This is a genomic window from Geodermatophilus sp. SYSU D00696, assembly GCF_054050235.1.
In genome coordinates this window covers 1-15,499 of record NZ_JBJGYY010000065.1, presented here as the reverse complement: position 1 = coordinate 15,499, position 15,499 = coordinate 1, and the positions used below count along the sequence as shown (strand labels likewise).

Here is a 15,499-nt window from a genome sequence, read left to right as displayed (position 1 = left end):
AGTGTTACAGCGGGCGGCCCCCCCCCCCCCCCCCCCCCCGGCCCCCCCCCCCCCCCCCCCCCCCCCCCCCCCCCCCCCCCCCCGCGCGGTGGGGACGGCGCCGCCGTCGGTCCGCGCGGTACCGCGTGTCCCGGCCCGGACCGGCGCGCACGGCGAGGCCGGCGCACACGAGCGAGGCCGGCGTCCCCGTGGGGACGCCGGCCTCGTCGCCGTTCGGGAGGGCAGGCCCTCCAGGGGTCACTGCGCCTTGGCGAGGGTCCCCAGGTAGAGCTCGATCACCTTCGGGTCGGTCATCAGCGACTGGCCGGTGTCGGTGTAGGCGTTGCGGCCCTGGTCGAGCACGTAGCCGCGGTCGCAGATCTGCAGGCAGCGGCGGGCGTTCTGCTCGACCATGATGATCGAGACGCCGGTGGCGTTGATCCGCCGGCAGCGGATGAAGACCTCGTCCTGGTAGGCGGGGGAGAGGCCGGCCGACGGCTCGTCGAGCAGCAGGACCGAGGGGTCCATCATCAGCGCCCGGCCCATGGCGACCATCTGCCGCTCGCCGCCCGACAGGGACCCGGCCTTGCCCTTGCGCCGCTCACCGAGCAGCGGGAACAGGTCGATGACGTAGTCGAACCGCTCCTTGAACGTCTTCGACCGCAGGTACACGCCCATCTGCATGTTCTCCTCGATGGTCAGCGAGGGGAACACGTTGTTGTTCTGCGGGACGTATCCGACCCCGAGTGACACCAGTCGGTGCGCCGGCGCGGAGGTGATGTCCTCCCCGCGCAGCTTCACCGAGCCCGAGCGCACCGGGATGAGCCCGAACAGCGTCTTGAGCAGCGTGGACTTGCCGGCACCGTTCGGCCCGATGATGCCGACAAGCTCGCCGTCCTGCAGGTAGAAGTCGCAGCCGCGCAGGATGTTGACGCCGGGTACGTAGCCCGCGACGAGGTCGTCGGCACGCACCAGCGCACCCTCGGCGAGGCGCAGGTGCTCCTCGCGGGTGGCCGCCTTCTCGGCGGGGGACAGCTCCGTCGACGACGCCGCTTCCTCCGCCCGCGTCAGGCCCTCGCCCGATTCGTCGACCTCGAACAGCGGCTCGCTCATCGATCGTTCCCCTCGCGCTCGACGTCCGAGCTGATGACATCGCCCTGGGGGACGTTCTCCTCCGCGGCGATCCTGCGTTCGGCCTCGGCGAGGACCTGGTCCTCCTCCTCGACGGTGAGCGGGGCGTCGTGGTGGGCACCGAGGTAGGCGTCGACCACGGCCTGGTTCTGGCTGATCGACTCCGGCGGGCCCTCGGCGATGACCCTGCCGGCGGCCATGACGACCACCCAGTCGCTGATGTCCCGGACGACGTCCATGTCGTGCTCGACGAAGATCACCGTCATGCCCTCCTCACGGAGGTCCTTGACGTGGCCGAGCAGGCTCTGGGTGAGCGCCGGGTTCACGCCGGCCATCGGCTCGTCGAGCATGACGACCTTCGGGTCGCTCATCAGCGCCCGCGCCATCTCCAGCAGCTTGCGCTGACCACCGGAGAGCGTGCCGGCGAAGTCGTCCTTCTTGGCGTCGAGCTTGAACCGCCGCAGCAGGTCCATGGCCTTCGCGGTGTTGTCCCGCTCCTGCGTCCGCCAGGTGCCGGGGACCAGGGCGCGCAAGAAGCTCTCGCCGCGCTGCCCCTGCGCGCCGAGCAGCATGTTCTGCAGCACGGTGAGCCGGGACAGCGCCTTGGTGAGCTGGAAGGTGCGGACGACGCCGAGTCGGGCCACCTGGTGCGGGGCGAGCTTGCCCAGCGGCCGGCCGTCGAACGACCAGGTGCCGGTGTTGGGCTGGTCGAAGCCGGTCAGCAGGTTGAACAGCGTCGTCTTGCCGGCGCCGTTGGGCCCGATCAGGCCGGTGATGCCGCCGCGCTGCACCTCGAGGTGGTCGACGGCGACCGCCGTCAGACCGCCGAAGGTGCGGGTCACGCCGTCGACGACGATCGCCGGGTCGGGCTTGGCGACGCCCACCTCCCAGGGGACGTCCCGCAGCGCCGTCTGCGCCAGCCGCTGCGGGGCGTCCCCACGCTGCCAGGTGCCCGGCTTCTGCAGGGAGGCGCCGGACTCCGACGCGCCGGAGGCCGAGGCGCCTGCGCCGGACGCCGCAGCACCGGACGCCGAGGCCCCCGACGCCGAGGCGCCGTGGGGGTTGGGGTCAGCGCGCATCGAGCATCACCTCTCGTCGGTCGCCGAAGATGCCCTGTGGCCGGAAGATCAGCAGCAGCATCAGACCCAGGCCCACCAGCACGAACCGGATCTGCGCCACGTCGGTCGAGGAGAGCAGCCCCTCGGGGATGATCCCGTTGTCGATCAGCAGCCGCAGGCCGGTGTCGGCGAACTGGATCACGAACAGCAGGATGATCGCGCCCACCACCGGACCGAGGACGCGCCCGGCGCCGCCGAGGATCAGGGCGGCGTACGCCAGGAAGGTGTTGGCGTTCTGGAACTGGTCCGGGTTCGCCGCGCCGGTGCCCACCACGTAGAACATGCCACCGAAGGCGCCGATCACACCGCCGAGCACGAGCGACTGCATCTTGTACAGGTAGACGTTCTTGCCGAGGGCGCGCACGGCATCCTCGTCCTCGCGGATCGCCTTGAGCACGCGGCCCCAGGGGCTGCGCACGAGCAACCAGACGAGGACGCACAGCAGGGCGACGAGCACCCAGCCGACCAGTGCCACCCACAGCTCCCCGCCGGACCAGCTGGTGCCGAGGATGCGGTAGCGCGTCGCGGTGTCCCAGGGGGCCAGGGCGATGAAGTCACCGTTGAAGGCCGCCAGGCCGCGGGTGCCACCGGTGACCTCGCTGGCCGACACCGACCGGAAGAGCAGTCTCAGCCCCTCCGCCGCCGCGATGGTGGCGATCGCCAGGTAGTCCGCGCGCAGCCGCAGGGTCGGCAGACCCAGCAGCAGCGCGAGCACGACGGCCGCCACGAGGCCGACGACCACCCCGACCCAGAAGTTCCAGCCCCACTGGGAGACGGAGACGGCGATGCCGAAGCCGCCGAGCAGGGCGAATCCGATCTGGCCGAAATTGAGCAGTCCGGTGTAGCCGAAGTGCACGTTGAGGCCGATGGCCAGCAGTGCGAAGAACACCGCCTGGAAGCCGAGAGCCGACTTGCCGGCGACGGCGAGTGCGTTGACGAGGTCGCCCATGGCTCAGCCGATCCGGGTGCGGCTGCCCAGGATCCCCTGGGGCCGGATGACGAGTATGACGATGAGGAGCAGCAGCCCGCCGACGTACTTGACGTCGTTGGGGATCACGAGCGTCGACATCTGGACGAAGACGCCGACGATGACGCTGCCCACCAGGGCGCCGTAGGCGGTGCCGAGCCCGCCGAGGGTGACGCCGGCGAACATGAGCAGCAGCAACTGGAAGCCCATGTCCCAGCGGACCTGGTCGGACAGCCCGAGCAGCACGCCGCCGAGGGCGGCCAGCCCACCGCCCATCATCCAGACCACCAGGATCACCCGGTTGACGTTGATGCCCGAGGACGCGGCCAGGTCGCGGTTGTCGGAGACGGCCCGCATGGCCTTGCCGATCTTGGTGCGCTGCAGCATGACCGCGACCAGGACCAGCACGACGACGGAGATGACGATCGACACCAGCGACTGGTTGGTGAGGCGGAACAGTCCGTAGTCCACTGCCCTGGAGGTGCCCAGGCCCTGGTACGGGTTCGAGGACCCGCCGTAGAGGATCTGGATGAGGTAGCGCAGCACCAGCGACAGGCCGATCGAGACGACGAGCGCGGCGACCAGGCCGGTGCCGCGGCGGCGCAGCGGGCGCCACAGGCCCAGCTCGTTGAGCGCACCGAACGCGGCGCCCCCGATGATGGCGATGATCGCCGCCGGGAGGAGCGGCACGCCGAGACCGGTGTTGACCCACCAGGCGAACACCGCACCGATCGTGACCAGCTCGCCGTGCGCGAAGTTGGTCAGCCCGGTGGTGCCGAAGATCAGCGACAGGCCGACCGCGCACACCGCGATCAACAGGCCGAAGCGCAGCCCGTCGACCAGCAGCTGGATGGCCCGGACGTTGCCGCCGCCACCGCCCGTGCTGCCGTCGTTCAGGCCGAACTGCACCGGCTGCCGCCGTCCGGTGTCGACGGTGACGGTGCGGCTGTCCTCGCCGGTGATGACGACGCCCTCGGGCAACGAGTCGGCGTCGATGGTGACGGTGTACTGGCCGGGACCGGGGACGTCGATGGCGAAGCGGCCCTCCTCGTCGGTCTCGACGCTGTCGACCTCGTCACCGGCGGCGGTGCTGACCGTCACCTCGATGCCCTCGATGGGGCCGGACCGGCTGGTCTGCAGCGTGCCGATGACCTGCTCGCCCTCGGCGCTCGCGACGCCGGGGACCAGCACGGCGAGCCCGGTGGCGGCGACGAGGACCAGCAGGAGCCGGAGCAGCACCCTGCGGGCGGCCCCCGGGCCCGGGCGGATCGCGCTCCGGTGCGGCCGAGGTGGCCCGGCAGTGGCTGACGGGTGCCTCACACAACCTCCCTGGTCGTGGCAGTGCTCGTGGTGGGCGGTGACTGACGGGCACGCTCGTGCCCACCGTCACAGCGTGCGGTGGGGCGTGACGGTAACCCAGCACCCTCGCCTGCCCACCCCCCCGACGCCGAGCTGTGACCTGAGCGCGACCTCCGGGGACCCGCCGGCCGACGCCACACCCGTCCCACCCCGGCGCGTCGGAAGGGGCCGCGGGCCGCGCGGGGTGGACGATCCCGGCACCGTCCAGGGAGGGCTCCCGTGCCAGCAACCGGTCAGTGGTCCCGCGTCACGACGCGCACGGCGCGTCCCGACGACCTGTCCTCGGTCCTCGCGCTGGTGCGCCAGCACCGGGCCGAGGCGCACGCCGAGGGCGTCCTGACCGGGCAGACCCCGGGAGCGGCCGCCGCGGTGGGGTTCCGCCGGCTGCTGACCGACCCCGGTCACCGCGTGGTCCTCGCCGTCCTCCCGGGTGCCAACGCACCGGGTGCCGCCTCGGCCGGTGAGGTGGTCGTCGGTCTCGCCGTCCTGGGGCTGGACCCGCTGTCGACCGTGCTCGGCGTCCCGCAGGTCACCGTCGACAACCTGGTCGTCCACCGCGACCACCGGCGCCGGGGCGCGGGCACCGCGCTGCTGGCGGCCGCGGCGGCCTACGCCGGGGAGCTCGGCGCCCTGCACGTGGTCGCCGCGGTGGGCGGGCACGAGGCCGAGCGGCAGCGCTTCTTCGCGCGGATGGGCTTCGCGCCGCTGACCACCCGCCGGATCGTGCCGCGGGAGACGCTGGCCCGGGCCCTGGCGACCTGGCAGCGCGGCGGGCTGCCCCTGCCGCGCCGCCTGCCGCGGCGGCGTCCGCTGCCGCCCCGCCCGGTGCCCGTGGTCACCGCGGCCGCCGACGGGTGAGCTAGGCGGGGAGGATCGCGCAGGTCAGCCGGGCGGTGGCGGTGGTGCGGCCGGACTCGTCGGTCACCTGGACGAGGAACGTCGACAGCGTCCGCCCGATGCGCGCGGGGGTGCAGACGGCGGTGACCGTGCCCGAGGTGGCCGCGCGCAGGTAGCTCGCGTTGAGCTCCACGCCGACGGCCCGCCGCCCCGGCCCGGCGTTGATCAGCGCCGCCCAGGAGCCGATCGTCTCCACCAGCGAGCAGGTCGCGCCGCCGTGCAGCAGGCCGAAGGGCTGCTGGTTGCCCTCGACGGGCATCGTGGCCACCAGCCGGTCGGGGGCGAAGTCGACGATCTCGATGCCCAGCTTGTCGTCGAGGGGGCTGGCGGCGCTCGGCGGGAGCCAGTCCGGGGGAGGGGTGCTCACGTCGTGGCACGGTAGCCAGCCCGGTCCGCCGGGGCCGGGAACGTCGTGGCCCGCACCTAGGATCGACGGTGATGTCCGCTCCGGTTGCCACCCCCGCGCCCGCCGTCCAGCCCTCCTCGCCGGAGCAGCGGCCGCGGCTGCTGCTCCTCGACGGGCACTCGCTGGCCTACCGGGCCTTCTTCGCGCTCCCGGTCGAGAACTTCTCCACCACGACGGGCCAGCCGACCAACGCCGTCTACGGCTTCACCTCGATGCTGATCAACGTGCTGCGCGACGAGCAGCCCACGCACCTCGCGGTGGCCTTCGACGTCGGCCGGCAGACCTTCCGCAGCGAGATCTACGCCGAGTACAAGGCCAACCGCACCGAGAGCCCGACCGACTTCCGCGGCCAGGTGAGCCTCATCCAGGAGGTCCTGGCGGCGCTGCGGATCCCGGCGGTCACCGCGCCGGGTTACGAGGCCGACGACGTCATCGCCACGCTCACCGTGCAGGCCGTCGCCCAAGGCATGGACGTGCTCATCTGCACCGGCGACCGCGACGCGCTGCAGCTGGTCGGGGAGCACGTCACCGTCCTGTACCCGCGCAAGGGCGTCTCCGACCTGACCCGGTTCACGCCGGAGGAGGTCGAGGCCAAGTACGGGCTGACGCCGCAGCAGTACCCCGACTTCGCCGCGCTGCGGGGCGACCCGAGCGACAACCTGCCCAGCATCCCGAGTGTCGGGGAGAAGACCGCGGCCAAGTGGGTCCGCGAGTACGGCTCCCTCGACGAGCTGGTCGACCGGGTGGACACGGTCAAGGGCAAGGTCGGCGAGAAGCTGCGCGAGCACCTGTCCTCGGTGCTGCAGAACCGGCGGCTCACCGAGCTCGACCGCTCGGTGCCCCTCGACGTCGGCCCGCAGGACCTCGCGCTGCGCGCGTGGGACCGCAACGAGGTGCACACCCTCTTCGACAACCTGCAGTTCCGCGTGCTGCGCGACCGGCTGTTCGCCACGCTCAGCAGCGCCGAGCCGGAGGTCGAGGGCGGGTTCGACGTCACCGCCGACGACGTCCCCGCCGGCGGGCTGGGCGCCTGGCTCGACGCGCACGCGCGCACCGGCCGCACCGGGCTGGTCCTCCGCGGGACGTGGGGCCGGGGCACCGGCGAGCTGGCCGGCATCGCGCTGGCCGCCGCCGACGACCGCGCCGTGTTCGTCGACCTGGGCCCCGGCCTCGACCCCGCCGACGAGCAGGCGCTGGCCGGCTGGCTGGCCGACCCCGCCACCGAGAAGGTCGCCCACGACGTCAAGGGCCCGCTGCTGGCGGTGTGGGCCCGCGGCTGGGACCTGCAGGGCCTGGTCAGCGACACCGCGCTCGCGGCCTACCTCGCCACGCCCGGTCAGCGCTCGTTCGACCTCGCCGACCTGGCGGTGCGGTACCTGCGCCGCGAGCTCAAGGACGACGCGGCCCCCGAGGCGCAGCTGACCCTCGACGGCATGGGCCCGAGCGAGGCCGACCTGGCCGCGGAGGCCGCGCACGCCGACGTCCTCAAGGCCGTCGCGGTCAACGACCTCTCCGACGCCCTCGAGCAGGTGCTCGGCCAGAAGGGCGGGGACCACCTGCTCGACCAGCTCGAGCTGCCGCTGACCCGGGTGCTGGCCCGGATGGAGCAGCGCGGCATCGCCGTCGACATGGACCTGCTCACAGAGCTGCAGCGGGAGTTCGCCGACGGCGTCGCGGCCGCGGCCGCCGAGGCCTACGCCGTCATCGGCCGGGAGATCAACCTCGGCTCGCCCAAGCAGCTGCAGACCGTGCTGTTCGACGAGCTCGGCCTGCCCAAGACCAAGAAGATCAAGAGCGGGTACACCACCGACGCCGACGCGCTGACCTGGCTGCTGGCGCAGACCGGCCACCCCTTCCTCGAGCACCTGCTGCGCCACCGCGACGTCACCCGGCTGCGCACGGTCATCGACGGGCTGATCCCGATGGTCGACGACGGCGGGCGCATCCACACGACGTTCCAGCAGACCATCGCCGCCACCGGCCGGCTGTCCTCGATCGACCCGAACCTGCAGAACATCCCGATCCGCACCGCCGAGGGCCGCCGCATCCGGCAGGCGTTCGTCGTCGGGCCGGGCCACGAGTCGCTGATGACGGCCGACTACAGCCAGATCGAGATGCGGCTGATGGCGCACCTGTCCGAGGACGCCGGGCTGATCGAGGCGTTCACCTCGGGGGAGGACCTGCACTCCTTCGTCGCCTCGCGGGCCTACGACATCCCGATCGACCAGGTCGACCCGGAGATGCGCCGCAGGATCAAGGCGATGAGCTACGGCCTGGCCTACGGGTTGAGCGCCTACGGGCTCGCGCAGCAGCTGCGGATCACCCCGGAGGAGGCGCGCGGCCAGATGCACGCCTACTTCGAGCGCTTCGGGGGGATCCGCGACTACCTCGACGGCGTCGTCGAGGAGGCGCGGCTGCGCGGCTACACCGAGACCACGCTGGGCCGGCGGCGCTACCTGCCCGACCTGACCAGCGACAACGGGCAGCGGCGGCAGATGGCCGAGCGGATGGCGCTCAACGCGCCGATCCAGGGGTCGGCGGCCGACGTCATGAAGGTCGCCATGCTCGGCGTCGAGCGGGCGATCGAGGCCGAGGGCCTGTCCTCGCGGATGCTGCTGCAGGTGCACGACGAGCTCGTCCTCGAGGTGGCGCCGGGGGAGCGGGAGGCGCTGGAGGCGGTCGTCCGCCGGGAGATGGCCGGGGCGGCGCAGCTGTCGGTGCCGCTGGAGGTGTCGGTCGGCGTGGGCCACAGCTGGGACGCCGCCGCCCACTAGGAACGACCACCCCCCACGCCCCGCTCGCATGGGCAACGTGGAGCGCGGCACCGGGTCAGCGGGCGAGGGGTGTGACGACGTGGCCGCTGCCAGGCCGACGGGCTACGTGTCGGTGCTCCGCGTGCCCGGCGCGTTCGCGTTCAGTGCGTCGGCCACGCTGGTGCGGCTGGCGCAGGCGATGCTCGGCCTGGGGTCGGTGCTGCTGCTGGTGCAGCTCGGCCGGTCGTACGCCGTGGCGGGGCTGGTGGCCGGTGCGATCTCCGCCGCGCAGGGCGTCGTCGGCCCGCAGGTCTCGCGCCTGGTCGACGTGCACGGGCAGCGAGCGGTCGTGCTGCCGCAGGTCCTCGTGCACGCCGCGGCCGTGAGCGGGCTGGTGGTGGCGAGCCTGGCCGGCGCGCCGACCTGGCTCCTGGCCGGTACGGCGCTGGTCGTGGGTGGCTCGTTGCCGCAGGCGGGCGCCCTCGCGCGAGCCCGGTGGACGGCGCTGCTGGACGACCCGTCGCAGCTGGAGCGTGCCCTGGCACTGGAGTCGCTGGTCGAGGAGGCGGTGTTCGTCGTCGGTCCGGTGCTGGTCACGCTCCTGGCGACCGCCGTCGCCCCGGCGGCCGGGCTGTTCACCGCGCTCGGGCTGGGCGTCGTGGGCACCGGGCTGTTCCTCGCGCAGCGCCGCACGGAACCGGCCCGTCACCTGCCCGGACCGGCCGGAACCGGTGAGCTCGGGGGGAACAGGGCGCCGGTCCGGCACGGCTCGGCACTGACCAGCGCCGGGCTGCTCCTGCTGGTCGGCACCTTCGCGGCGATCGGGGCGCTGTTCGGCTTCGTCGAGGTCGGGGTCGTCGCCCTGTCGAGCCAGCAGCAGGCGCCAGGAGCGGCCGGGACCATGCTCGGACTGTGGGCGGCCGGCAGCCTCACGGCCGGCGTCCTGTACGGGGCCAGGACGTGGCGGACCGCCCCGGCGACCCGGTTCCAGGTCAGCGCCGCTGCGATGGCCGCCGGCGCGGTCCTGGTCGCCGTCGCCGCGGGGTCGGGGTCGCTCCTGGCGACGACGGTGGGGCTGATCGCCGCCGGTACGGCGAACGCCCCGACCCTGATGACGGGCAACACGCTGGTACGGCTGGTCGTGCTGGCCCCGAACCTGACCGAGGCCTACACCTGGCTCGGCGTGAGCGTCTTCGCGGGCATCGCCCTCGGCTCGGCCGTCGGTGGCGCCCTGATCGACCACGGCGGTCCCGGTGCAGCCCTGTGGGCCTCGGCCGGCGCCGGCGTCCTCGTCGCCGGGTTGCCGCTGGTCGAGGGCCGCCACCTGGCCGCGCGCTGAGCGCGGGGCCCTGGAGGGTGGCCGTTCCGGTGGGTCACCCGCCGAACGGCGTCGTCGGGGCGGCGCCGATCGTGACCTCGGTGAGCACGCGGCCGGCGGCGTCGACGGTGCGCACCTCGCGCGCGCGGTCCGGCAGCAGCGCGGTCGCGCCGCCGTCGGTGAGCGGGAGGGTGGCCAGCACGGTGCCCCACCCGTCCAGGACGTCCGCGGCCACCGCCTCGGCCGGCGCGGTGACGACCAGCCAGCGGCCCTGGTCCGAGGGCTCGGTCTCCGGGGAGGAGAGGTCGCAGACCCGCGCCACGACCAGGCCGGCCACGTCGGTCGTCCCCGGTGGGGTGTCCACCCCGCACGGCACGGTGCGTCCTCCGCCGCCGGACCCGACCTGACCGGCCCGGGTGGTGACGACCAGGCCACCCTCCGGGCTGCGCGCCACGACGACGGCCACGCTCCCCGGCACGTCGTCCATCGGCAGGGCGCCCGCCCACAGCAGCCGCGGCTCGAGCGCGGCCGGCTCGGCGCCCAGCGGGACGGCGACCTCGGTGAGCGCCTCGGCGACCAGCCGCGGGACGGGTGGGGTGGCGGCCGGCCGCAGCGGCTCCAGCGGCGGCGGGTCGGCGGTCCCGGCCGGCAGCGCGGGCGCGGGCACCGCGGCGTGGTGCACCGGGTCCCCGTCGTGGAGCACCCGGACGCTGGTGCCCGCGCCGAGGGTTGTCGTGGGGACGGTGGTCACCGCGACGCCGTCGTCGGCCGGTACCGGCCGATAGGTCCGGCCGGGTGTGCCGCGCGGGCCGATCTCCAGCCGCGGCGACACCTCCACCTCGTCCCCGCGGGCGACCACGACCACGAGGGACGCCGGCCCTGGACCGCCGACGACCAGCGCGGCCGGCCGGTGCGGCTGCAGCGGCCCCGGCGCGTACGGGGTCAGCGCGTCCGCCGCCGCGCCCACGGGGCCGGTCAGCCACACGCCGCGGCCGTCGCCCTCGGCGGTCCCGGTCAGGAGCACCACCCGGCCGTGCGGGGTGTCGGTGGCGAGCACCACGCCGCGCTCCGCCGCCGGCGGCAGGTCCAGCGGGCCCCAGTCCACCCGCCGCACCGAGTCGAGGAAGGTGGTGTCGGCGGCGAGCGAGCCGCGGGTCGGCCCGGTGAGCACGGGGGCGGCGTCCGGGGCGGCGGAGCCGCGCTCCGCGCGGGGGGCGGCGGGACCGGGCGGGAGCACCTGGGGGACGGCGAGGGCCGCGGCGGCGAGGGCGGCGACGGCGGCCCCGGCGCGCCGCCTGCGGTGCCGGCGGGCGCGGGCCAGCGCGTCGGCGACGGCGGCGTCGGTGTCCAGCCGCCACCGCGGCGGCGGGCCGGGCGGGGCGACCGGGGGGTCGTCGAGCGACTCGACCACCTGCGCCGCGCCGCCCAGCAGGCCCCGCCGGCCGGCGGCGTCGGCCAGGGCGTCGGCCGCGGTCTCGGCGGGATCGGTGCCGCGGCGGCCCCACCGGACCCGGGTCGTGGCCAGCGCGGCCTGGACGGCGGCCTCGGCCCGGGCCGGGTCGCCGGTCAGCCGCAGCGCCTCGCGCAGGAGCCCGTCGCGCTCGGCGCCGACGAAGCGGCGGAAGGCTGCCTCGTCGCCCCCGGTCACCCGGCCAGTGTGCCCTCAGCGGCGGGCGGCGATGGCGTGCAGCTCGTGCACCGACTCGACGGTCGGTGCCCGGGTGAGCAGCCGCTCGAGGGCGCGCTCCTCGCGCAGGCGGGCCCGGAGTCGGCGGCGGTCGGCGAGAGTGGTGCGCAGTCGGGACACGGTGGGTTCCTCTCGGGTCAGGCGGCCGCGGGCAGCGGCGCGCCGGTCAGGGGGCTCCGCACGGCGTAGACGCCGTCGGCGGGGGTGAGCTCGGCGCCCGGCAGGAGCCGGCGGACCAGCCCGACCATGCGGTCGTTGTCGGCCTGGACGTCGGCGGTGAGGGTGCGGACGCCGCGCCGGGCGGCCAGCTCGGTGAGCTCGCCGAGCAGCTGGCGGCCGACGCCGACCCCCTGCCAGCCGTCCTCGACGACCACGGCGACGTCGGCGGTGGCGGGGTCGCCGGGGGAGCGGTCGTAGCGCGCGACCCCGACCACCTCGCCGCCGACGACCGCGACCAGTGCCTCGCGCAGGTCGTGGTCGACCTCCACGAGCCGCGCGGCGCCGAACGGCGGCCGGCGCAGCGGCGCGTGGAAGCGGCGGTAGATGGTCTCCGGCGAGAGCCGGTCCCACAGCCGGCAGAAGCGCGGGCCGTCGTCCGGTCGCACGGGCCTGGTGTCCACGGTCACGTCCATCCCGACCTCCTGGGTTCGTGAGATGAACTGTGCTCCTCCCGAGTGAGTTCGTCAAGCGAACTCAGCGCGGTATGCTGGCCCGGTGAGCGAAGCCCTGCTGGACCGGTCGCGGTGCTCCGTCGCGGGCACGCTGGCCGTCGTCGGTGAGAAGTGGAGCCTGCTGGTCCTGCGCGAGGCGTTCCTCGGCGTGCGCCGGTTCGCCGACTTCCAGCGGGTGCTCGGCGCGCCCCGGGCGGTGCTGACCGACCGGCTGAACACGCTGGTGGACGAGGGGATCCTGCGGCGGGTCCCGTACCAGGCGCAGGGGGAGCGGCAGCGGCACGAGTACCGGCTGACGCAGAAGGGCCTCGACCTCTACCCGGCCCTGGTGGCCCTCATGGAGTGGGGCGACCGGTACGTGGCCGGGGACGGCGAGGCGCCCCTGGAGCTGCGGCACCGCGACTGCGGCGAGCGGGTGCACCTGGCCCTGGTCTGCGACGGCGGCCACACGCTCTCCGGCGCCCGCGACGTGCGGCCGGTGTCCGCCCCGGCCGGTGCGGCGCCCGCGGTCAGGAGCGGTGCGCGACCAGGATGAGCGTGCCGGGGACCAGTGCCCCGCGGGCGGGTGACCACTGACCCCACTCCTGCGTGCGCCCCGGCGTCCACTCCGGCTCCACCAGGTCGTCGAGGACCAGCCCGGCCCCGACGACGGCGCGTACCCAGTCGCCGACGGTGCGGTGGTGCTCGACGTAGACGGTGCGGCCCGCGCCGTCGGTCTCCACGTAGGGCCGGCGGTCGAAGTACGAGGACGTGATCCGCAGGTCACCCGGGTCGGGAGAGTCCGGCAGCGGCCAGCGGAACGGGTGGTTCACCGACGCGGCGAACCGCCCGCCCGGTCGGAGCACCCGCGCGACCTCCGCCAGCGCTCCCTCGACGTCGGCCACGAACGGCAGTCCGCCGAACGCCGAGCAGACGACGTCGAACGACGCCCCGGCCAGTGGCAGCGCGCCCGCGTCGGCCTGCACCAGCGGCACGGTCACGCCGGTGGACCGGCCCAGTCCCGCGGCGCGGGCGAGCATGCCCGCCGAGAGGTCCAGCGCGACGACGTCGGCCCCCGCCCGGCGCAGCCAGCGGGCGCAGGGCGCGGAGCCGCACCCGACCTCGAGCACCCGCCGCCCGGCGACGTCGCCGAGCAGGTGCGCGTCGGCCTCGCGCAGGCCCTCCGGGCACCACAGGAAGTCGACGTCGCCGAGGTCGGAGCCGTGCTCGGCGAGGTAGGCCGGCGCCGCGGCGTCCCACCAGCCGCGGTTGGCCCGCGCCGACTCGACGGCGCCGGCCGGCCGGCGCTCGACCCCGCCCGCGGCGGGGTAGCCGTCGGGACCGAGGGGCAGGCTCATGACACGCCGATCGTGACACGCCGCGGGCGCCGGGCAGAGGTCGCCCACCCTGGTGGACCCGCGTGCGCCCGCGTCCGTACCATGGGAATGCGCCAGAGGTCTGTCAGTGCTGTACCCGCAAGGGATCGGCGCGCGCCGGCTCTCCCCGCTCCCGCGGTCACCCGGCCGCGGTACCCCCGTCCCTACGCATCCCCCGTCCGGAGCACTCGACCACATGACCTCCACCCAGGTCCGTCCCGACAGCACCCCCCAGATCGCGGTGAACGACATCGGCACCGCCGAGGACTTCCTCGCCGCGATCGACCAGACGATCAAGTACTTCAACGACGGCGACATCGTCGAAGGCGTCATCGTCAAGGTCGACCGGGACGAGGTGCTGCTGGACATCGGCTACAAGACCGAGGGCGTCATCCCCTCGCGCGAGCTGTCCATCAAGCACGACGTCGACCCCAACGAGGTCGTCAAGGTCGGCGACGAGGTGGAAGCCCTCGTCCTCCAGAAGGAGGACAAGGAAGGCCGCCTGATCCTGTCCAAGAAGCGCGCCCAGTACGAGCGCGCCTGGGGCACGATCGAGGCCAAGAAGGAAGCCGACGAGGTCGTCACCGGCACCGTCATCGAGGTCGTCAAGGGCGGTCTCATCCTCGACATCGGCCTGCGCGGGTTCCTCCCCGCCTCGCTGGTCGAGATGCGCCGCGTCCGCGACCTGCAGCCCTACGTGGGCCGCGAGCTCGAGGCCAAGATCATCGAGCTCGACAAGAACCGCAACAACGTCGTCCTGTCCCGCCGGCAGTGGCTGGAGCAGACGCAGTCCGAGGTCCGCAGCGAGTTCCTCAACAAGCTCGCCCGCGGCCAGGTGCGCACCGGCGTCGTCTCCTCGATCGTCAACTTCGGCGCGTTCGTCGACCTGGGCGGCGTGGACGGCCTCGTGCACGTCTCCGAGCTGTCCTGGAAGCACATCGACCACCCGTCCGAGGTCGTCGAGGTGGGCCAGGAGGTCACCGTCGAGGTCCTCGACGTCGACCTCGACCGCGAGCGGGTCTCCCTGTCGCTGAAGGCGACGCAGGAGGACCCGTGGCGTCAGTTCGCCCGCACCCACCAGATCGGCCAGGTCGTGCCGGGCAAGGTCACCAAGCTGGTGCCCTTCGGTGCGTTCGTCCGGGTCGACGAGGGCATCGAGGGCCTGGTGCACATCTCCGAGCTGGCCGAGCGCCACGTGGAGATCCCCGAGCAGGTCGTGCAGGTCGGCGACGAGCTCCTGGTCAAGGTCATCGACATCGACCTCGACCGGCGCCGCATCTCGCTGTCGCTCAAGCAGGCCAACGAGGGCGTCATCGGCGACGAGGAGCAGTTCGACCCCGCCGCCTACGGCATGGCCGCCTCGTACGACGAGCAGGGCAACTACATCTACCCCGAGGGCTTCGACCCGGAGACCGGCGAGTGGCTCGAGGGCTACGAGGAGGCCCGCGAGACCTGGGAGCGGCAGTACGCCGAGGCCCAGGCCCGCTTCGAGGCGCACCGCAAGCAGATCGCCGCGGCGCGCGAGGCCGACGCCGAGGCCGCGGCCGGCGGGAACTACTCCTCCGGTGGCGAGGCGCCGGCCAGCGACACCTCCGGTGGCACGCTGGCCAGCGACGAGGCGCTCGCCGCGCTGCGGGCCAAGCTCGCCGGCGGGGAGTGACCTGCTGACCGGCTGACGGTCCGAGACACGACAGAGGCCCAGGACCTGGTGGTCCTGGGCCTCTGTCGTGTCCGGGGCCGTGCGGTACGGCCGCGGGGGAGGGGGCCCGCCCGGCATCCCCGTCCGGGCGGGCCGGTCTCGTCGCCGGGTGCCGCCGGGCCCCCGGCGGGCGCGGCGGGTCCCGGCGCGAGGGGTCCT

14 protein-coding genes are annotated in these 15,499 nt (G+C 74.3%); 5 read left to right on the top strand and 9 right to left on the bottom strand.

Annotated features, from left to right (window positions below; all coding sequences use genetic code 11):
* Positions 1–237: 237 nt before the first annotated feature.
* The 4 genes from ACI79O_RS23665 to ACI79O_RS23650 are packed head-to-tail and all read right to left on the bottom strand — an operon-like array spanning position 238 to position 4,434.
* A complete protein-coding gene (locus ACI79O_RS23665; RefSeq protein WP_456877877.1) occupies positions 238–1,092 on the bottom strand; it encodes an ABC transporter ATP-binding protein in 855 nt (284 codons plus the stop codon).
* Positions 1,089–2,189, bottom strand: a complete 1,101-nt coding sequence (locus tag ACI79O_RS23660) for an ABC transporter ATP-binding protein (protein ID WP_456888068.1) — start codon at positions 2,187–2,189, stop codon at positions 1,089–1,091. Before ACI79O_RS23660 ends, ACI79O_RS23665 begins: the two co-directional genes overlap by 4 nt.
* Entirely contained in the window at positions 2,179–3,177 is a 999-nt protein-coding gene (locus ACI79O_RS23655) for a branched-chain amino acid ABC transporter permease (protein WP_456877879.1), read from the bottom strand. The genes ACI79O_RS23660 and ACI79O_RS23655 overlap by 11 nt, the downstream gene beginning before the upstream one ends.
* 3 nt (positions 3,178–3,180) lie before the next feature.
* A complete protein-coding gene (locus ACI79O_RS23650; protein ID WP_456915349.1) occupies positions 3,181–4,434 on the bottom strand; it encodes a branched-chain amino acid ABC transporter permease in 1,254 nt (417 codons plus the stop codon).
* Positions 4,435–4,773: 339 nt separating this feature from the next.
* Here ACI79O_RS23650 and ACI79O_RS23645 point away from each other — a divergent pair, with 339 nt between their 5' ends.
* On the top strand, positions 4,774–5,412 hold the full coding sequence (locus ACI79O_RS23645) for a GNAT family N-acetyltransferase (RefSeq protein WP_456888072.1): 639 nt from the start codon (positions 4,774–4,776) through the stop codon (positions 5,410–5,412).
* Between the two features lies 1 nt (position 5,413).
* On the opposite strand, the gene ACI79O_RS23640 is transcribed toward ACI79O_RS23645, so the two are convergent.
* A complete protein-coding gene (locus ACI79O_RS23640; protein ID WP_456888074.1) occupies positions 5,414–5,818 on the bottom strand; it encodes a PaaI family thioesterase in 405 nt (134 codons plus the stop codon).
* A gap of 71 nt (positions 5,819–5,889) precedes the next feature.
* Here ACI79O_RS23640 and polA point away from each other — a divergent pair, with 71 nt between their 5' ends.
* Positions 5,890–8,631, top strand: a complete 2,742-nt coding sequence (gene polA, locus ACI79O_RS23635) for a DNA polymerase I (protein WP_456915348.1) — start codon at positions 5,890–5,892, stop codon at positions 8,629–8,631.
* A 79-nt stretch (positions 8,632–8,710) separates the two neighbouring features.
* The gene (locus ACI79O_RS23630; protein ID WP_456915347.1) at positions 8,711–9,949 is read left to right on the top strand and encodes an MFS transporter; all 1,239 of its coding nucleotides are present in this window, start codon (positions 8,711–8,713) and stop codon (positions 9,947–9,949) included.
* 34 nt (positions 9,950–9,983) lie between these two features.
* On the opposite strand, the gene ACI79O_RS23625 is transcribed toward ACI79O_RS23630, so the two are convergent.
* Genes ACI79O_RS23625 through ACI79O_RS23615 form a run of 3 tightly spaced genes read right to left on the bottom strand, consistent with a single transcriptional unit; the run spans position 9,984 to position 12,247 of the window.
* On the bottom strand, positions 9,984–11,576 hold the full coding sequence (locus ACI79O_RS23625) for a hypothetical protein (RefSeq protein ID WP_456915346.1): 1,593 nt from the start codon (positions 11,574–11,576) through the stop codon (positions 9,984–9,986).
* A gap of 15 nt (positions 11,577–11,591) precedes the next feature.
* A complete protein-coding gene (locus ACI79O_RS23620) occupies positions 11,592–11,735 on the bottom strand; it encodes a hypothetical protein (protein ID WP_456888082.1) in 144 nt (47 codons plus the stop codon).
* Positions 11,736–11,752: 17 nt separating this feature from the next.
* Complete coding sequence (locus ACI79O_RS23615) at positions 11,753–12,247, bottom strand: N-acetyltransferase family protein (RefSeq protein ID WP_456888084.1); 495 nt, start codon at positions 12,245–12,247, stop codon at positions 11,753–11,755.
* A gap of 82 nt (positions 12,248–12,329) precedes the next feature.
* Between ACI79O_RS23615 and ACI79O_RS23610 the strand changes: the two genes are divergently transcribed.
* Positions 12,330–12,821 carry a winged helix-turn-helix transcriptional regulator gene (locus tag ACI79O_RS23610; protein WP_456915345.1) on the top strand — a complete coding sequence of 164 codons (492 nt, stop codon included), beginning with the start codon at positions 12,330–12,332 and terminating at the stop codon, positions 12,819–12,821.
* On the opposite strand, the gene ACI79O_RS23605 is transcribed toward ACI79O_RS23610, so the two are convergent.
* Entirely contained in the window at positions 12,796–13,623 is an 828-nt protein-coding gene (locus ACI79O_RS23605; protein ID WP_456915344.1) for a class I SAM-dependent methyltransferase, read from the bottom strand. The two genes, ACI79O_RS23610 and ACI79O_RS23605, sit on opposite strands and share 26 nt — an antisense overlap.
* A 214-nt stretch (positions 13,624–13,837) precedes the next feature.
* On the opposite strand from ACI79O_RS23605, the gene rpsA reads away from it, so the two are divergent.
* Positions 13,838–15,301 carry a 30S ribosomal protein S1 gene (gene rpsA / locus ACI79O_RS23600; protein ID WP_456877109.1) on the top strand — a complete coding sequence of 488 codons (1,464 nt, stop codon included), beginning with the start codon at positions 13,838–13,840 and terminating at the stop codon, positions 15,299–15,301.
* The last annotated feature ends 198 nt before the right edge of the window (positions 15,302–15,499 follow it).